Genomic DNA, 15,552 nt, shown 5'->3' with positions numbered 1-15,552 from the left:
CTCTCGCGTCCGGAGGCGGGCGGGGTCACGAGAGAATGGACGCATGACGGATGCCGTGCAGCAGCGCTACGCCCGCTTCGCCGAGCACGAGGCGCCCGGTCGCAGCGAGCTGTACGCCGAGTGGGCCGCAGGAGTCGCGGGCGATCCGGGGGTCAGCGCCGTTCTCGCGCGCATCCCCGAGAATCGGCGCCAGCCGCCGCTGGTGTTCGCCGTGACCCGGATGCTGGGCGCAGAGCTCGGCGACTACGGCGGCTGGCGCGCGTTCGTGACAGCCCATGCCGACGAGATCGTGGCCGAGTGCACCGCGCGACGGCTGCAGACCAACGAGCCGTTGCGGCTCGCGCCGCTGCTGCCCGTGCTCTCCGAGATCGAGGGTCCCCTCGCGCTGCTCGAGATCGGCGCCTCCGCGGGGCTGTGTCTGTATCCCGACCGCTATTCCTACCGTTTCACGGATGCCGACGGCGCGGTGCGCCTCGCGCTGGACCCGGCCGACGGCCCGTCGGAGGTCGTGCTGCACAGCCGGGTGGGGGGCGCCCTCCCGCCGATGCGGCTGCCCGAGGTGGTGTGGCGGGCCGGGATCGACCTCACGCCGCTCGACGCGGGGAACGACCGAGACCGTCGCTGGCTGCAGGGCCTCGTCTGGCCGGGGGAGGAGGGGCGAGAGCAACGTGTCATCGCTGCGCTCGACATCGCGGCGGACGCGCCCCCTCATCTCGTCGCCGGAGACGCTCTCGAACACCTTGAGGAGCTCGCCGCGCGTGCGCCGCAGGATGCGACCCTCGTCGTCACGACCCCGGGAGTGCTGGTCCACATCCCTCGGGAGGCGCGTCAGGCGCTCGTCGACCGCATCCGCCGATTGCCGGCGCGCTGGATCACGATCGATCCGCCCGCGCTGCTCGACGTGTGGGAGCCGGCCGTCGACGCCGACACCTGGCCCGATTTCGTGGTCGCGCTCGACGGACGCGTGCGGGCGTCGGCCGATCCGCTCGGACGATCGTGGGAGTGGCGCGCCGCCGCGGGCGTCTGATCGACCTACTCTGATCTCATGCTGGGAGAGATGACCGAGCGCGATCGCGCCATCTTCGCGCTGGAGACCGCCTGGCCGCGGCACAGCGGCGCGAAGGAGGAGGCCATCCGCGCGCAGCTCGGCATGAGCTCGGCCCGCTACTACCAGCTGCTCGGCCGCCTCATCGAGTCAGACGTCGCGCTCGAGTACGACCCCATGCTCGTGGGCCGCCTCCGCCGCATCCGCGATGCGCGCGCGATGCGCCGGTCGACTCGGACCCCGGGCTTCGTCGGCTGACCGACCGGCGGGAATCGGCTGCGCCGCGCGGTCGGGCGTGGCGCGGATGTCCAGGTCGGTGCCAGTAGCATCGAGGGGTGTCAAAGCCCACCCGAGACCGATTCGATGACGTGCCCCGCTCTTCCGGACGTGTGGGCGCGCACCGCGCCGAAGCCCCCGGCATGAACGGGTGGGTGGTCCTGCTGTGGTCGTTCGTGGCCGCTCTGGTGCTCGTGGTCGCAGGCATCTTCGGCTCTCTGATCGTGATGGGGCGCATCACGCCGTTCCCCGAGGCGGCGCCCACGCTCACCCCGATCCCCGAGGAGACGGGCGTGATCGACACGTCCTATTCCGTGATGATCCTCAACGCCACCGCCGACGAGGCCCTCGACGAGGACATGCGTGCGGTGCTGATCAACAACGGGTGGCCGGCCGAGACCGTCTTCGCCAGCGACAGCACGAGCGAGGACTTCACGACCACCACGGTCTATTACGTCGCCGCCGAGGACGAACTCGCGGCGATCGGACTGGCGGGACTCATCGGCGGCGCCGATGTGCAGCAGAGCGACTTCTACCTCGGGGAGACCGAGGAGGGGCAGAAGCAGCTCACCGTCGTGATCGGCCTCGACCGGGTCTCGGGCGCCGCGACCGACGTCGAGGAGACGCCCGCTCCGTAGTACCTCCTGCAGCTTGCACTCGGTGGGGTCGAGTGCCAGAATGGCGTTAGCACTCTCTCACTCTGAGTGCTAAACCCAACGTCTACGTCCAGGAGGGACGACAAAACTCATGGCAAAGATCATCGCTTTCGATGAGGAGGCCCGCCGCGGCCTCGAGCGCGGCCTCAACATCCTCGCCGACGCCGTCAAGGTGACGCTCGGCCCGCGCGGTCGCAACGTCGTGCTCGAGAAGAAGTGGGGCGCTCCCACGATCACGAACGACGGTGTGTCGATCGCCAAGGAGATCGAGCTGGACGACCCGTACGAGAAGATCGGCGCGGAGCTCGTCAAGGAGGTCGCCAAGAAGACCGACGACGTCGCCGGCGACGGAACCACCACCGCCACCGTGCTCGCTCAGGCACTCGTCCGCGAGGGTCTGCGCAACGTCGCAGCCGGCGCTGACCCCATCTCGCTCAAGCGCGGCATCGAGAAGGCCGTCGCAGCGATCACCGAGGAGCTGCTCGCCAGCGCCAAGGAGATCGACTCCAAGGAGCAGATCGCCGCCACGGCATCCATCTCCGCAGCTGACCCCGCGATCGGCGAGCTCATCGCCGAGGCGATCGACAAGGTCGGCAAGGAAGGCGTCGTCACCGTCGAGGAGTCGCAGACCTTCGGCACCGAGCTCGAGCTCACCGAGGGCATGCGCTTCGACAAGGGCTACCTGAACCCGTACTTCGTGACGGACCCGGAGCGCCAGGAAGCGGTCTTCGAAGACCCGTACATCCTCATCGCGAACCAGAAGGTCTCCAACATCAAGGACCTCCTGCCGATCGTCGACAAGGTGATCCAGGACGGCAAGGAGCTCGTCATCATCGCCGAGGACGTCGAGGGCGAGGCTCTCGCGACTCTCGTGCTCAACAAGCTCAAGGGCATCTTCAAGTCGGTCGCCGTCAAGGCTCCCGGCTTCGGCGACCGTCGCAAGGCGCAGCTGCAGGACATCGCGATCCTCACCGGTGGTCAGGTCATCACCGAAGAGGTCGGCCTGAAGCTCGAGAACGCCACGCTCGACCTGCTGGGTCGCGCTCGCAAGGTCATCGTCACCAAGGACGAGACCACGATCGTCGAGGGTGCCGGCGAGGCCGACCAGATCGAGGGTCGCGTCACGCAGATCCGTCGCGAGATCGAGAACACCGACAGCGACTACGACCGTGAGAAGCTGCAGGAGCGTCTCGCCAAGCTCGCCGGTGGCGTCGCCGTCATCAAGGCCGGCGCAGCGACCGAGGTCGAGCTCAAGGAGCGCAAGCACCGCATCGAGGACGCGGTTCGCAACGCGAAGGCAGCCGTCGAAGAGGGTATCGTCCCCGGTGGTGGCGTCGCGCTGATCCAGTCGGGCACCAAGGCTCTCGACGCTCTGTCGCTCTCGGGCGACGAGGCGACCGGTGCGAACATCGTTCGCGTCGCGATCGAGGCTCCGCTGAAGCAGATCGCTCTGAACGCCGGTCTCGAGCCGGGCGTCGTCGCGAACAAGGTCGCCGAGCTCCCCTCGGGCCAGGGCCTCAACGCGGCATCGGGCGAGTACGTCGACATGTTCGCCGCAGGAATCATCGACCCGGCGAAGGTGACCCGATCGGCGCTGCAGAACGCAGCCTCGATCGCGGCTCTCTTCCTCACCACCGAGGTCGTCGTGGCTGACAAGCCCGAGAAGGCTGCAGCTCCGATGGGTGACCCGTCGGGCGGCATGGACTTCTGATCCTTCTGCACCATCAGGGACTCCGGTCCTGACACAGAAACGCCCCGACTTCGGTCGGGGCGTTTCTGCGTGTCCGCGCGCTGTCTCGGCGGTCTGCTGAGTCGCGCGGGTCGGCTCCGAGCTCAGCGGAACAGGCTCGCCGAGTACTGGTCTGCGTCGGCGTACTGCGTGGCCGCGCTGCCCAGCCCCGTGCCGATCGATTCGAGCGCCTGCTCGACGTGGACCTGCGCGCCTCGCCATTGTTCGGCGCAGGACTGGAACGCGTTCGAGGCGGTGCCCACCCAGGTCGACTGCAGCTGTGTGAGCTGGGCCATGAGGGTCGCGGCCTCGGCGCGCAGGCGCTCCATGGTGGCGAGAGCGGAGCCGTGCGCGGCGCCGACGGCTTCGGTGTCAACGGTGAAGACGGACATGAGAACTCCTTTGTCGATGGGGTTCCGACGGTACGAGAATCCCGGCGCGCGAGGTCATCGTGCGAGGGCGAGCGACCGTCCGGTGTGCACAACCGGCGGCCGTGCGGGTCCGTGCAGAGAGAGGCTCAGAGGTCGAGAGGCTCGAGGGGCTGCGTGTCCTCGAGCAGGTGGGCGGGCGTGGCACGCGAAGGAGCCAGGGGGAATGTGACGGTGAAGGTCGCACCGCCGCCCGGAGTCTCCGAGACCTCGACGCTGCCGTGCAGAGCCTTCACGATCGACGCCACGATCGCGAGTCCCAGCCCCGAACCGCCGGTCTCGCGGGCGCGAGACGTGTCAGCGCGCCAGAAGCGCTCGAAGATCTGCTCGCGGATCTGCGGGGGGATGCCCTCGCCGTGGTCGACGATCGAGATGCTGCCCGTGCCGCGAACGCGGTCGGCGTCGACGACGAGCTCGATCGGGCTCTCTTCGGGCGAGAAGCGCCGGGCGTTGCCCAGCAGGTTCGTCACCACCTGACGGACCTTGTTCTCCTCGCCGAGGATGATCGGGGGAGTCCGCACCGGGATGTCGGTGGCCTCGGTGAAGTCGATCGCGGGTACCTTCTCAGCCCCGCGAGGGCGACGCCGGAGCCGAGACAGCGTGCCGCGTGACAGGCCGCGCGGCGCGGGCTGCGGTGTCTCGGGCGCCACGGGGGTGGGGCGGGTCGTGACGTCGATCAGCGGAGCCTCGACCGTGCGGTCGACGACCGACACCGTGCGGGCCGGAGCGGCGGCACGCAGATCGAGCGCGGCGTCGCGCGCGATGGGGCGCAGGTCGAGCGGCTCGATCTCGGGCTCGCGCTCCTCGTCGAGCCGGGCGAGTGCGAGAAGGTCCTCGACGAGCACTCCCATGCGGATCGCCTCCTTCTCGATGCGCTCCATCGCTCGGGCGGTGTCCTCCTCGCCCTTGATCGCACCCATGCGGTAGAGCTCGGCGTATCCGCGCACGCTCACCAGCGGGGTGCGCAGCTCGTGGCTCGCATCGCCGATGAACCGGCGCATGTGCCGCACGGTGCGATCCCGCTGCGCCAGCGAGCCGTCGACCCTGTCGAGCATCGTGTTGATGGCGTAGTTGAGGCGTCCGACCTCGGTCGTCGGCTCGAGGTCGGTCAGCCGTTGGCTGAAGTCGCCGGCGGCGATCGACATGGCCGTCGATTCGACCTGCCCGAGTCGACGGAAGGTGAGCGTCACCAGCCCCCGTGTGAGCAGCGCCGCCAGCAGTATCGTGACGAGTGCGACCGTGATGTAGATGCCGAAGTACTGGCTGATGATCCGGTCGGCGGAATCGAGGGGCATCGCGACCACCTGGATGCGCAGCGAGCCGCCGCCTTCACCGGGCAGGCTCGCGACCGCCGCGCGGAAGCTCGCGCCCTTCGTGCCGTCGAGAGTGAAGGTGCTGTCGCTCTTCGCCTGTGCCTCGAGCAGCGTGAACGTCGAGGGGAACAGCGGTGAGCCGTTCGCCGAGGCGCCGGTCGTGGTCTGCAGCACGCCCTCGCCGTCGTAGATCGCGACGAAGAAGTCGCGCGGCGACTCCTTGGGTGTGTAGTGCGTCTCGCCGTCGACCATCGCCACGTCGAAGTAGCGGTCCGCGAGGTCGGCCGAGACGAGCGCGGGCAGCTGCGACTCGATGTTGCTGACGAGCGCGTTGCGCAGAATAGGCACGGTTCCGACTCCCGCCGCGAGCAGGCCGAGCGCGAGCACGGCCACCGTCACGCCGGTGACCTTGGCGCGCAGACTGATCGCCCGCCACCAGCGGGTGACCGCGTCGGGCTTGCGCGCCATGCGGTCCTCCTCGAGACGGATGCTGAGCGGTGTCGGTGTGCTGAGCGGTCGGCGTTACTTGCCGACCTTGAGCATGTACCCGAATCCGCGCTTGGTCTGGATCACCGACTCCTCGGTGTGCGGATCGATCTTGCGGCGCAGATACGAGATGTAGCTCTCGACGATGCCCGCGTCGCCGTTGAAGTCGTACTCCCACACGTGGTCGAGGATCTGAGCCTTCGACAGCACGCGGTTGGGGTTGAGCATGAGGTAGCGCAGCAGCTTGAACTCGGTCGGGCTGAGCTCGATCGGCTCCTTTCCGACGTGCACGTCGTGCGTGTCCTGATCCATCGACAGCTCGCCGGCGCGGATGATCGACTCCTCGTCGGCCTGCATCGTGCGGCGCAGGATCGCCTGCGCGCGTGCGACGATCTCGTCGAGGCTGAACGGCTTGGTGACGTAGTCGTCGCCACCCGCGTTGAGTCCCTCGATCTTGTCGTCGGTGCCGTCCTTCGCGGTGAGGAACAGGATCGGTGCGGTGAATCCCGCTCCGCGCAGACGCTTGGTCACGCTGAACCCGTTCATGTCGGGGAGCATGACATCGAGGATGATGAGGTCGGGCTCCTCCTCCAGCACGGCGGAGATGGTGGCCGCGCCGTTGGCGACCGTCTTCACCTGGAAGCCCGCGAAGCTCAGGCCCGTGGACAGCAGGTCGCGGATGTTCGGCTCGTCGTCGACGACCAGGATGCGCGCATCAGTCATGACCCCATTATGGTGACTCCGTCGATGGGAATGCTGGTGATCCGTCGGAGCGGCGAGTACGCCGAGGGCGAAGCGCCGGTGCGACGGCGCTGTGGAGGCGGCGCGAGGCGGTCAGGCCGCGATCGCGTCAGCATCCATGATCGTGTAGCTGTACCCCTGTTCGGCGAGGAACCGCTGGCGGTTCTGCGCGTAGTCCTGATCGATCGTGTCGCGCGCGACGAGCGTGTAGAAGCTCGCCGTGTGCCCCGACTTCTTGGGCCGCAACAGGCGTCCGAGGCGCTGCGCCTCCTCCTGTCGCGATCCGAACGAGCCGGACACCTGGATGGCCACGGAGGCTTCGGGCAGATCGATCGAGAAGTTCGCCACCTTCGACACCACGAGCACCGGGATCTCGCCCTCGCGGAACGCCTGGTACAGCTGTTCGCGTTCGTCCACCGGGGTGGCTCCCGTGATCTGCGGAGCGTTCAGCGACTGCGACAGGGAGTCGAGCTGGTCGAGGTACTGGCCGATCACGAGGATCCGCTCGTCCTCGTGCTTCGCGATGAGCTCGCGCACCGCCTGGATCTTGGCGGGGGCCGACGCCGCGAGGCGGTAGCGCTCGTCGTCGGTCGCCGCGGCGTACTCGAGGCGGTCGCTCGGCGGCAGGTCGACGCGCACCTCGTAGCAGACGGCGGGGGAGATGAACCCCTGCGCTTCGATCTGCTTCCACGGTGCGTCGAACCGCTTGGGGCCGATCAGGCTGAAGACATCGCCTTCGCGGCCGTCTTCGCGGACGAGCGTCGCGGTGAGTCCGATGCGACGGCGGGCCTGCAGATCGGCGGTGAGCTTGAAGACGGGAGCGGGCAGCAGGTGCACCTCGTCGTAGACGATGAGACCCCAGTCGAGCGCATCGAGCAGCGCCAGGTGCGCGTACTCGCCCTTCCGCTTCGCCGTGAGGATCTGGTACGTCGCGATCGTGACCGGCTTGACCTCCTTGGCCTGGCCCGAGTACTCGCCGATCTCTTCGGGCGTCAGGCTCGTGCGCTTCAGGAGCTCGTCCCGCCACTGGCGCGCGGACACGGTGTTCGTCACGAGGATCAGGGTCGTCGTCTTGGTCGCGGCCATCGCTCCGGCGCCCACGATCGTCTTGCCGGCACCGCAGGGCAGCACCACGACGCCGGAGCCGTCCTTCGAGAAGGCATCCACGGCATCCTGCTGGTACGGGCGGATCTGCCAGCCGTCCTCAGCCAGCTCGATCTCATGAGGAGTGCCCGGGGTGTACCCGGCGAGGTCCTCGGCGGGCCAGCCGATCTTCAGCAGCTCCTGCTTGATCTGGCCGCGCGCCCAGGCGTCGACGATGAAGGACTCGGGTGTCGGGTGCCCGAGGAGCAGCGGCTGGATGCGCTTGTTGTTCGCCACCTGCGTGAGCACAGCCGGGTCGCTCGAGCGCAGGATCAGGATTCCCTCGTCGTCGCGCTCGATCACGAGGCGCCCGTAGCGGTTGACGGTCTCGCGCAGATCGACCGAGACCGACGGCGGCACGGGGAAGCGCGACCAGCGATCGAGGGTCTCGAGCATGTCCTCGGCCGTGTGGCCGGCGGCACGGGCGTTCCAGAGTCCCAGGCGGGTGATCCGGTAGGTATGGATGTGCTCGGGTGCGCGCTCGAGTTCCGCGAAGATCGCCAGCTCGTGGCGGGCGCTCTCGGCGTCGGCGTGGGCGACTTCGAGCAGCACGGTGCGGTCGCTCTGGACGATCAGGGGGCCATCAGACATAGCTGTCCAGTTTACTGCTCGATCACGGTGGCGGCGCGGATGCTCGACACCGGCAGCGTGCGCTCGACGTCGGCCGCGCGGTCCCTGCCTCGGAGGCGTCCGCCGCCGAGACCGGTCGCCTCCAGCAGCAGGTCGCGCGTCGAGCCGTCGGGCATCCCGATCGTCACTCGAAGCGTGGCGCGCGATCGCACGGCCGCCTCGAGCTCGCGATCGAGCCAGGCCGCGTCGGCATCCGGTCCCTGGTGCGACCGCAGCGCGGCGATCAGCGGGGCGAAGTCGACGGGCGTCGGCGGAGCGGGGTCTGCCGCCGGGTTCCGCTCCCCGGTCAGTGCTGTGCCCTGTTCGTCGACGAGCGTCGCCGGATACCGGGCATCCACCAGCGCCCAGTAGACGGTGTCGCGGCCGACGTGGGTGGTGAGCGAGCCGACATGCGAGGAGAGTCCGAGCGGTCGCAGTGTCTGATCGACCGACATCGCGTCGAGCAGGGTGCTGTCGGCACTCTCGATGCGTGTGCGCCCGGTCTCGGAATCCGTCGACACCCGCACGAGCCCGTGACGCTGCGCCGTCTGGGTCACGAGATATCGGAGCGGCTGCGGGATGCCGGTGAGTGAGACGCCCTCGAGGAACTCGACGATCGACTCCTCGGTCTCGCCCGCGACGAGCGCCCTCGCGACGGACTCCGGGGAGAACCGGTACGACGATGCCTGCGCGGCGGATTCGCGGGCGGCGATGGTGCGCAGCCGCACATCGAGCGCTGGCGCGAGCGGCCCGGGAGCGATCGCGCTCAGGTCGTTCTGGAGGAAGATGCGGTCGACCTCGCTGGGCAGAAGCAGCGTGAGCGGCCGCGGATCGATCGGCGCGCCGTGACGCACCGTCATCGCCCACGACGGTTCGCTGTCATCGTCGGCGCGGAGCCCGAGAAGTCGGGCGCGTTCGAGCAGCGCCGCGCTGCGCTCGGGCCAGGACGCGTCCCAGGGGTGCGCGTGGGTCCAGTCGGAGGTCGGGATCCATCCGCCGTCGTGATCGCGCACGCCGCGGGGCAGTGCATCGCGGTGGCCGGAGACCAGGGCGCTCCACCTGTCGGCGACTGAGGAGCGCAGCCATGCCTCTGCGCTGACGGTCGTGCGCAGACGGCGGTCATCGACCGTCATCAATCCCGCGGTCGTGGCGATGGCGACGAGTGCGTCGAGCGTGTCGGCATCGAGCCCCGCCTCGCCGAGCTGCCGTTTCTCACCCGCGCTGAGAGTGCCGCCGGTGAGCAGGGTGAAGGGCCGGTCGCGCGCCAGCAGCAGCAGATCTGCCACGGCCGACACCGTGGTGAACGCCCGCTCCGCCGCGTGCGCCTCTGCGGTCTCGTCCGCGGCGACGGGTGCCGCGGGGTCGACGGCGGCAGGCGCAGGGCGTTCGGCGACGGCCGACGCCACCGCCGGCCACGGCACGCCGTCCGGGCGCACCAGGGCGAGTGACAGGAGCGCCGCACGCTCGGCGGATTCGGGGACTGCGGATGCCGAGAGTGCGGCCGCATGCAGAGCGATGGCCTCGCTGCGGGTCAGCGTCGGAAGCACCCGGGCGAGGGAGCCCGCGTCGAGCAGGGCTTCGGCGGCATCGAAGAAGTCCTGCCATCCGGCATCGGCGCGCACGGTGCGCGCCGTGAACAGCGTGGCGAGCTCGGCATCGCTCGCCGCGGCCAGCCGTTCGGCGAGGGGGCGGGCGTGCGTCGTCATGCCGATGGCCTCAGGATCGCGAGGCGCGACCCTTGCGCACGAAGCTCATCGAGAGCAGGACGATGATCATCACGAACGCCGCGGGGAGTCCCCAGTAGGGGACCGCAGCCACGAGCGGCCAGACTCCCGAGCCGAAGTCCTGCTGCTGCATGCCGACGGCCGTGCCGATGATGATCGCGAAGAAGCAGAGGATCGAGGCCGCGGCGAGGCCCAGTGCCGTGAACGCCAGAATGCGGTCGACTCGGCGCACGGGGACATCCGGTTCAGGACTCTGCATGTTCATCCGTCTCAGCCTAGTCGCTGCGGGGCCTGACGGTTCCGCGGGCGGCCTCGGCTTCGGCGCGCGCCGACCGGTAGGCTGAGGGCAGGCGCATCTGCGCGCCTTCCAGCTCCACACCGACTCAGCGAGGTTTCTCCCATGCCCACCGGCAAGGTCAGGTTCTACGACGAAGACAAGGGTTTCGGCTTCATCGCCACCGATGACGGTCAGGATGTCTTCCTGCACGCGTCGGCGATGCCCGCCGGGACGGCTGTGAAGGCCGGAGCTCGGGTGGAGTTCGGCGTCGCCGACGGAAAGCGCGGGCTGCAGGCGCTCTCGGTGCGCGTGCTCGAAGCCCCGCCGAGTCTGGCGAAGGCCAAGCGCAAGCCGGCCGACGACATGGCGATCATCGTCGAGGACCTCGTGAAGCTGCTCGACGGCATCGGCGGCGACCTGCGCCGCGGCCGCTACCCCTCGTCCTCGCACGGCCGCAAGATCGCGGCCGTCCTGCGCAAGGTCGCTGATGACCTCGAAGCCTGACGTCGATCAGCGTCTCGTCGACGCTCATGATCTCGCGCTCGCGGCGCTGCACGAGATCACTCCGGCGTCGACCGTCGGTCCCGCGGCCGGCTACCTCCCCGAGGACGACGGTTCGGTGTCGCTGCGGTTCGAGAACCGCCTTCCCGGATACCCCGGCTGGTACTGGACCGTGACTGTCGCGCGTGTCGACGAGGAGGATCCCACGGTCCTCGAGATCGAACTCCTCCCCGGCGACGGAGCGCTGCTGGCGCCCGAGTGGGTGCCGTGGGCCGAGCGTCTCGCCGAGTACCGCGCGCACCAGGTGGAGCTGGCCGAGCAGGCTGCTGCCGCGGCCGAAGCCGACCCCGACGCGGATGACGCGGACGGACTCGACGACGACGAGCTCAACGACATCGACGAGGACGAGGACGACCTCGATGACGATGACGATGACGACGCGGACGACGATGATGACGACGACCTCGACGACGACGATCTGACGGCGGAGCCGCGCGTGCTGCACGCCGGTGATCTCGACGGCGTCGACATCGACGAACTCGACGATTCCGCCACCGCGGACGACGCTTCGGACGAGGACGACGACGACGAGGACGACGACTCCGACGAGGACGACGACTCCGACGGCGACTCCGACGACGAGGAATGACCGTCCGCTCGGGCACGCGAGTGCGACGAGCATGACAAAGGGGGCCGCGTGATGATCACGCGGCCCCCTTTCTGCATCCTGCCCGAAGGTCAGGCGCCCTGGTTCTCGAGCACGTAGTCGAGGGCGCGGGTCAGCTGGCGCACGTCGTCCGGTTCGATCGAGACGAACGTCGCGACGCGCAGCTGGTTGCGGCCCAGCTTGCGGTAGGGCTCGGTGTCGACGATGCCGTTGGCGCGGAGGGTCTTGGCGATCGCCGCCGCATCGACGGTGTCGTCGAAGTCGATCGTGACGACGACGGGCGAGCGGTGCGCGGCATCCGCGACGAACGGCGTGGCGACCGCCGAGCCCGCAGCCCAGTCGTAGAGCACACTCGACGATTCGGCCGTGCGGGCACCGGCCCACGCGAGACCGCCGTTGTCGTTGATCCAGCGCAGCTGGCTGTCGAGGAGGTGCAGGGTCGTCAGAGCCGGAGTGTTCAGCGTCTGATTGAGCCGCGAGTTGTCGACGGCGTTCTTCAGGCTGAGGAACTCGGGGATGTACCGATCGGATGCCGCGATGCGCTCGATGCGGTCCACCGCGGCGGGGGAGACGGCGGCGAACCACAGTCCTCCGTCGGATCCGAGGTTCTTCTGCGGTGCGAAGTAGTAGACGTCGGCCTGGGTGGCGTCGAAGTCGATGCCACCCGCTGCGCTGGTCGCGTCGATCACCGTCAGCGCGCCCTCGGCGGCCACGCGCTCGACGGGCGCGGCGACTCCGGTGGAGGTCTCGTTGTGCGGCCAGGCGTAGACGTCGACACCCTCGACGACCTCCGCCGCGGTGCGGGAGCCGGGCTCGGACTTGCGCACGTCGGGAGCCTCGAGCCACGGGGCGGCGGCCGCGGCGGCGAACTTGCCCCCGAACTCGCCGAAGACGAGGTTCTGACTGCGGCGCTCGATCAGGCCGAAGGCCGCAGCATCCCAGAATGCCGTCGATCCGCCGTTGCCGACGATGATCTCGTAGCCCTCGGGGAGGCGGAACAGTGCGGCGAGCTGCTCGCGCACGCTGCCGACGAGGTTCTTCACCGGCGCCTGGCGGTGCGAGGTGCCGAGCAGGGTGGGCCCTGCGGCGAGCAGCGCATCGAGCTGCTCGGGGCGCACCTTCGAGGGACCGCATCCGAAGCGGCCGTCAACGGGCAGGAGGTCACGGGGAATCTCGATCGCCATGGGTCGAGTCTAAGCCGTGCCGATGTCCCCTCCACACCGCATGACGCCTGATGTCCGCGGGGGAATGTAGGCTTGCCTAACGAGACTCGGAGGGCCGCATGACGGACTTGATCGACACCACGGAGATGTATCTCCGCACCATCCTCGAACTCGAGGAGGAGAACATCGTCCCGCTGCGCGCACGCATCTCCGAGCGCCTCGGTCACTCGGGCCCGACGGTCTCGCAGACCGTCGGCCGGATGGAGCGCGATGGGCTCGTCGTCGTCTCGGAAGACCGCACGCTCGAGCTGACCGACGCCGGCCGTCGCAAGGCCGTCGACGTCATGCGCAAGCACCGTCTCGCCGAGCGTCTGCTCTCCGACGTGATCGGTCTCGACTGGGCCTACGTGCATGAAGAGGCGTGCCGGTGGGAGCACGTGATGAGCGAGCAGGTCGAGCGTCGTCTCGTCGAGCTCCTCGGGCACCCCACCGAGTCTCCCTACGGCAACCCGATCCCCGGCCTCGACCAGCTCGGCGACACCCCTGCGCGCACCTTCGACGAGGGCGTGATCGGTCTCGTGCAGAAGCTCAACGCCGCGGGCGCCCCGATCGAAGGCACGGTCCGTCGTCTCGCGGAGCCCGCCCAGGTCGACCCCGAGCTGCTCGAGCAGCTTCGCGATGCCGGCGTCGTGCCGGGCGCGAAGGGCGACTACCGCTTCAACGAGGGGTACGTCCTCATCCAGATGGAGGGCAAGGACGACGGACTCGAGCTGCCCGTCGAGCTCGCCTCGCACATCTTCCTCGTGGGCGAACCGGCCTGATCCCGGCAGAAATCCCGCGTGATTCCGCCTCTGCGGGGATTGCCAGTTTCGCAGGGTGACAGTTTCGTTATCTTCCGGTAACCTCGGACAGGTCGTCGCGAAAGCCCACTGACGATACCCGAGAGGATCGCCTTCCAGGCTCGTCGTCTTCTCGGTAAGAACGCACAAAGTACCCGAGCTACATTCGTGCCACGAGAGCAGAGTGCCGACGAGTCAGCGCTACCCGAGCGTGCAGGCGCAGGAGGATTACGTTTTGGTCAAAGACATCGAATCACCCGCGAAGACATCTGAAGATCGAGCAGTCGCCCGCACCACCCGTGCCGCGGCCAGCGCACGCAAGGCCGTGAAGCCTCTGCGATCGATCGCCATCTTCGGGGCAGTCGGTGCTCTGGTCGCCGCGGTCGCTCTGCCGGCGTACGCATCCTCCAAGCCGAGCGAAGCGGCCGCCACGACGCTTCAGCAGCTGGCAGCCGACGACTCGCAGTCGCTCGTCGTCGCGTCCGCAGCCACGGCCGCCACTCTCGATCGAGGCACGTTCACCGCGACCACTCCCGACGAGATCGCCAAGAAGAAGGCGGAAGAAGCGGCGGCGGCTCGAGCTGCTGCAGCTGCATCCGCAGCGGCCGCGTCTCTGGCGTCGTCGGGCGGCGGCAACTTCAACACCGGGAACTATGCGCTCGTCTCGCCCGGATCGGGCGAGGTCCGCTACCCGCTGCCTCAGGGTTCGTACAACGTCAGTCGCACCGTGGGCGGCGCTCACCAGGGCGCCGACATGCTCGCTCCCGCGGGCACCCCGATCTACGCGGCGGCCGCCGGCGTGGTTCGTGCCTCAGCCGAGAGCATCGGCGGATACGGTGTCTGTGTCATGCTCGACAGCGTCGTGGGCGGTCAGCGCGTGCAGACCACTTATGGCCACATGATCTACGGTTCGCGTCAGGTGCAGGCCGGCGAGACGGTCGCCGCCGGGCAGCTGATCGGCTTCGTCGGCAGCACGGGACGGTCGACCGCGAACCACCTGCACTTCGAGGTCTGGGTGAACGGTGGACTCATGGAGCCGATCGCCTGGCTCGGTGCGAACGCGGGCTGAGGTCCTCCACTTCCTCTGCGCGTGGACGACCCCCGCGGACACTCCCTCGCGGGCGGCCTCTCGGACACGCCTTCGGCTGTTCATCCGCAGTTTGGCCCTCGCGCCCCGCTCATGGGTTAGCCTGAACGCGTTGTCGTATCAGGCGGGAGAAGCTGATGGAACGAATACCGAGCATCCGAACCATGGATGCCCTCGGTCGTCACGTCCTTCAGCATCGTCCGCAGGGACTCCACGGTTCTGCCGTGTGTAGAAGGCGCTGTCTGTAGACAGCGCCTTTTTTTCGTCCCTGCGAGCGCTCACGTCCTGCGCGGCGCGTGTGAGTCGAGAGTGCCGGGAAGCCGTCCCGGCGGATCGAGAGGATGACGATGCGCACACTGGTACTGAACGCGGGATACGAGCCTCTGGCGATCGTGTCGTTCAAGAGAGCCCTGGTCCTGGTCATGAACGACAAGGCCACGGTCATCGAACGCGTCGAGGATGATCCCGTCTGGGGGAGCCACGGCGTGTATGACAGACCGGCGGTCATCATCCTGTCGCGCTACGTGCGCATCCCTGTGAGCAGACGTGTTCCCGTCACCCGGCGGGGTGTTCTGCGGCGCGATGATCATCGCTGCGGGTACTGCGGCAAGGCCGCCTCGACCATCGACCATGTGCTGCCTCGTTCGCGCGGGGGAGCTGACTCGTGGGAGAACCTCGTGGCCTGCTGCCTGCGCTGCAACAACGTGAAGAGCGACCGCACCCCTCAGGAGATGAGATGGGCGCTGCGCTTCACGCCTCGTCCCCCGCACGGCACCGCCTGGACGGTGCGGGGGAGCGAACGCAGCGACCCCCGATGGGAGCCGTACCTCGCTCTGGCAGCGTGAGACGGGGACGAGGGTGCCTCTAG

16 protein-coding genes are annotated in these 15,552 nt (G+C 68.7%); 9 read left to right on the top strand and 7 right to left on the bottom strand.

Annotated elements, in window-relative coordinates; translation table 11 throughout:
• Positions 1-43: 43 nt before the first annotated feature.
• The 4 genes from IXW21_RS07860 to groL all read left to right on the top strand — a co-directional run bounded on the left by IXW21_RS07860 (position 44) and on the right by groL (position 3,688).
• Positions 44-1,027, top strand: a complete 984-nt coding sequence (locus IXW21_RS07860; protein ID WP_194763700.1) for a DUF2332 domain-containing protein — start codon at positions 44-46, stop codon at positions 1,025-1,027.
• Between the two features lie 18 nt (positions 1,028-1,045).
• Positions 1,046-1,303: a DUF3263 domain-containing protein gene (locus IXW21_RS07855; RefSeq protein ID WP_194763699.1), complete on the top strand. Its 258-nt coding sequence runs from the start codon at positions 1,046-1,048 to the stop codon at positions 1,301-1,303.
• 77 nt (positions 1,304-1,380) lie between these two features.
• On the top strand, positions 1,381-1,959 hold the full coding sequence (locus IXW21_RS07850; RefSeq protein WP_323742192.1) for a LytR C-terminal domain-containing protein: 579 nt from the start codon (positions 1,381-1,383) through the stop codon (positions 1,957-1,959).
• 109 nt (positions 1,960-2,068) lie between these two features.
• Positions 2,069-3,688: a chaperonin GroEL gene (gene groL, locus IXW21_RS07845; RefSeq protein ID WP_194763698.1), complete on the top strand. Its 1,620-nt coding sequence runs from the start codon at positions 2,069-2,071 to the stop codon at positions 3,686-3,688.
• A 122-nt stretch (positions 3,689-3,810) separates the two neighbouring features.
• Here groL and IXW21_RS07840 read toward each other — a convergent pair whose 3' ends face one another.
• The 6 genes from IXW21_RS07840 to IXW21_RS07815 form a co-directional block, all read right to left on the bottom strand.
• Positions 3,811-4,098, bottom strand: a complete 288-nt coding sequence (locus IXW21_RS07840) for a WXG100 family type VII secretion target (RefSeq protein ID WP_194763697.1) — start codon at positions 4,096-4,098, stop codon at positions 3,811-3,813.
• 125 nt (positions 4,099-4,223) lie between these two features.
• Positions 4,224-5,915: a sensor histidine kinase gene (locus tag IXW21_RS07835; RefSeq protein WP_194763696.1), complete on the bottom strand. Its 1,692-nt coding sequence runs from the start codon at positions 5,913-5,915 to the stop codon at positions 4,224-4,226.
• A 54-nt stretch (positions 5,916-5,969) separates the two neighbouring features.
• Positions 5,970-6,656 (bottom strand): response regulator transcription factor, encoded by a 687-nt coding sequence (locus IXW21_RS07830; RefSeq protein ID WP_096714949.1) that lies wholly within the window; start codon positions 6,654-6,656, stop codon positions 5,970-5,972.
• Positions 6,657-6,767: 111 nt separating this feature from the next.
• Entirely contained in the window at positions 6,768-8,408 is a 1,641-nt protein-coding gene (locus tag IXW21_RS07825) for a DNA repair helicase XPB (protein WP_194763695.1), read from the bottom strand.
• An 11-nt stretch (positions 8,409-8,419) separates the two neighbouring features.
• On the bottom strand, positions 8,420-10,132 hold the full coding sequence (locus tag IXW21_RS07820; protein WP_194763694.1) for a helicase-associated domain-containing protein: 1,713 nt from the start codon (positions 10,130-10,132) through the stop codon (positions 8,420-8,422).
• A gap of 10 nt (positions 10,133-10,142) precedes the next feature.
• Positions 10,143-10,415, bottom strand: coding sequence for a multidrug ABC transporter ATPase (locus IXW21_RS07815; protein ID WP_194763693.1), 273 nt, complete (start codon positions 10,413-10,415; stop codon positions 10,143-10,145).
• Between the two features lie 135 nt (positions 10,416-10,550).
• Between IXW21_RS07815 and IXW21_RS07810 the strand changes: the two genes are divergently transcribed.
• The gene (locus IXW21_RS07810) at positions 10,551-10,931 is read left to right on the top strand and encodes a cold-shock protein (protein ID WP_194763692.1); all 381 of its coding nucleotides are present in this window, start codon (positions 10,551-10,553) and stop codon (positions 10,929-10,931) included.
• Positions 10,915-11,577 carry a DUF3027 domain-containing protein gene (locus IXW21_RS07805; RefSeq protein WP_194763691.1) on the top strand — a complete coding sequence of 221 codons (663 nt, stop codon included), beginning with the start codon at positions 10,915-10,917 and terminating at the stop codon, positions 11,575-11,577. The genes IXW21_RS07810 and IXW21_RS07805 overlap by 17 nt, the downstream gene beginning before the upstream one ends.
• Before the next feature lie 89 nt (positions 11,578-11,666).
• Here the strand turns inward: IXW21_RS07805 and serC are convergent, their stop codons facing one another.
• Entirely contained in the window at positions 11,667-12,779 is a 1,113-nt protein-coding gene (serC, locus tag IXW21_RS07800) for a phosphoserine transaminase (protein WP_194763690.1), read from the bottom strand.
• Positions 12,780-12,877: 98 nt separating this feature from the next.
• Between serC and IXW21_RS07795 the strand changes: the two genes are divergently transcribed.
• The 3 genes from IXW21_RS07795 to IXW21_RS07785 all read left to right on the top strand — a co-directional run bounded on the left by IXW21_RS07795 (position 12,878) and on the right by IXW21_RS07785 (position 15,529).
• Positions 12,878-13,579, top strand: coding sequence for a metal-dependent transcriptional regulator (locus IXW21_RS07795; protein WP_194763689.1), 702 nt, complete (start codon positions 12,878-12,880; stop codon positions 13,577-13,579).
• 253 nt (positions 13,580-13,832) lie between these two features.
• Entirely contained in the window at positions 13,833-14,666 is an 834-nt protein-coding gene (locus IXW21_RS07790; protein WP_194763688.1) for a M23 family metallopeptidase, read from the top strand.
• A gap of 365 nt (positions 14,667-15,031) precedes the next feature.
• Positions 15,032-15,529, top strand: a complete 498-nt coding sequence (locus tag IXW21_RS07785) for an HNH endonuclease (RefSeq protein ID WP_194763687.1) — start codon at positions 15,032-15,034, stop codon at positions 15,527-15,529.
• The last annotated feature ends 23 nt before the right edge of the window (positions 15,530-15,552 follow it).

Origin of the sequence: Microbacterium sp. UFMG61, assembly GCF_015354505.1 — a bacterium.
GTDB lineage: Bacteria > Actinomycetota > Actinomycetes > Actinomycetales > Microbacteriaceae > Microbacterium.
This window is presented reverse-complemented; position numbering and strand designations above follow the sequence as displayed.

What these genes read in the sequence shown, in the direction of transcription:
- IXW21_RS07820 (WP_194763694.1), bottom strand. Translation starts at nt 10,132, where the DNA reads ATGACGACGCACGCCCGCCCCCTCGCCGAACGGCTGGCCGCGGCGAGC.
- IXW21_RS07855 (WP_194763699.1), top strand. Translation starts at nt 1,046, where the DNA reads ATGCTGGGAGAGATGACCGAGCGCGATCGCGCCATCTTCGCGCTGGAG.
- IXW21_RS07835 (WP_194763696.1), bottom strand. Translation starts at nt 5,915, where the DNA reads ATGGCGCGCAAGCCCGACGCGGTCACCCGCTGGTGGCGGGCGATCAGT.
- IXW21_RS07825 (WP_194763695.1), bottom strand. Translation starts at nt 8,408, where the DNA reads ATGTCTGATGGCCCCCTGATCGTCCAGAGCGACCGCACCGTGCTGCTC.
- serC (WP_194763690.1), bottom strand. Translation starts at nt 12,779, where the DNA reads ATGGCGATCGAGATTCCCCGTGACCTCCTGCCCGTTGACGGCCGCTTC.
- IXW21_RS07860 (WP_194763700.1), top strand. Translation starts at nt 44, where the DNA reads ATGACGGATGCCGTGCAGCAGCGCTACGCCCGCTTCGCCGAGCACGAG.
- IXW21_RS07805 (WP_194763691.1), top strand. Translation starts at nt 10,915, where the DNA reads ATGACCTCGAAGCCTGACGTCGATCAGCGTCTCGTCGACGCTCATGAT.
- IXW21_RS07785 (WP_194763687.1), top strand. Translation starts at nt 15,032, where the DNA reads ATGCGCACACTGGTACTGAACGCGGGATACGAGCCTCTGGCGATCGTG.
- IXW21_RS07795 (WP_194763689.1), top strand. Translation starts at nt 12,878, where the DNA reads ATGACGGACTTGATCGACACCACGGAGATGTATCTCCGCACCATCCTC.
- IXW21_RS07840 (WP_194763697.1), bottom strand. Translation starts at nt 4,098, where the DNA reads ATGTCCGTCTTCACCGTTGACACCGAAGCCGTCGGCGCCGCGCACGGC.
- groL (WP_194763698.1), top strand. Translation starts at nt 2,069, where the DNA reads ATGGCAAAGATCATCGCTTTCGATGAGGAGGCCCGCCGCGGCCTCGAG.
- IXW21_RS07830 (WP_096714949.1), bottom strand. Translation starts at nt 6,656, where the DNA reads ATGACTGATGCGCGCATCCTGGTCGTCGACGACGAGCCGAACATCCGC.
- IXW21_RS07815 (WP_194763693.1), bottom strand. Translation starts at nt 10,415, where the DNA reads ATGAACATGCAGAGTCCTGAACCGGATGTCCCCGTGCGCCGAGTCGAC.
- IXW21_RS07810 (WP_194763692.1), top strand. Translation starts at nt 10,551, where the DNA reads ATGCCCACCGGCAAGGTCAGGTTCTACGACGAAGACAAGGGTTTCGGC.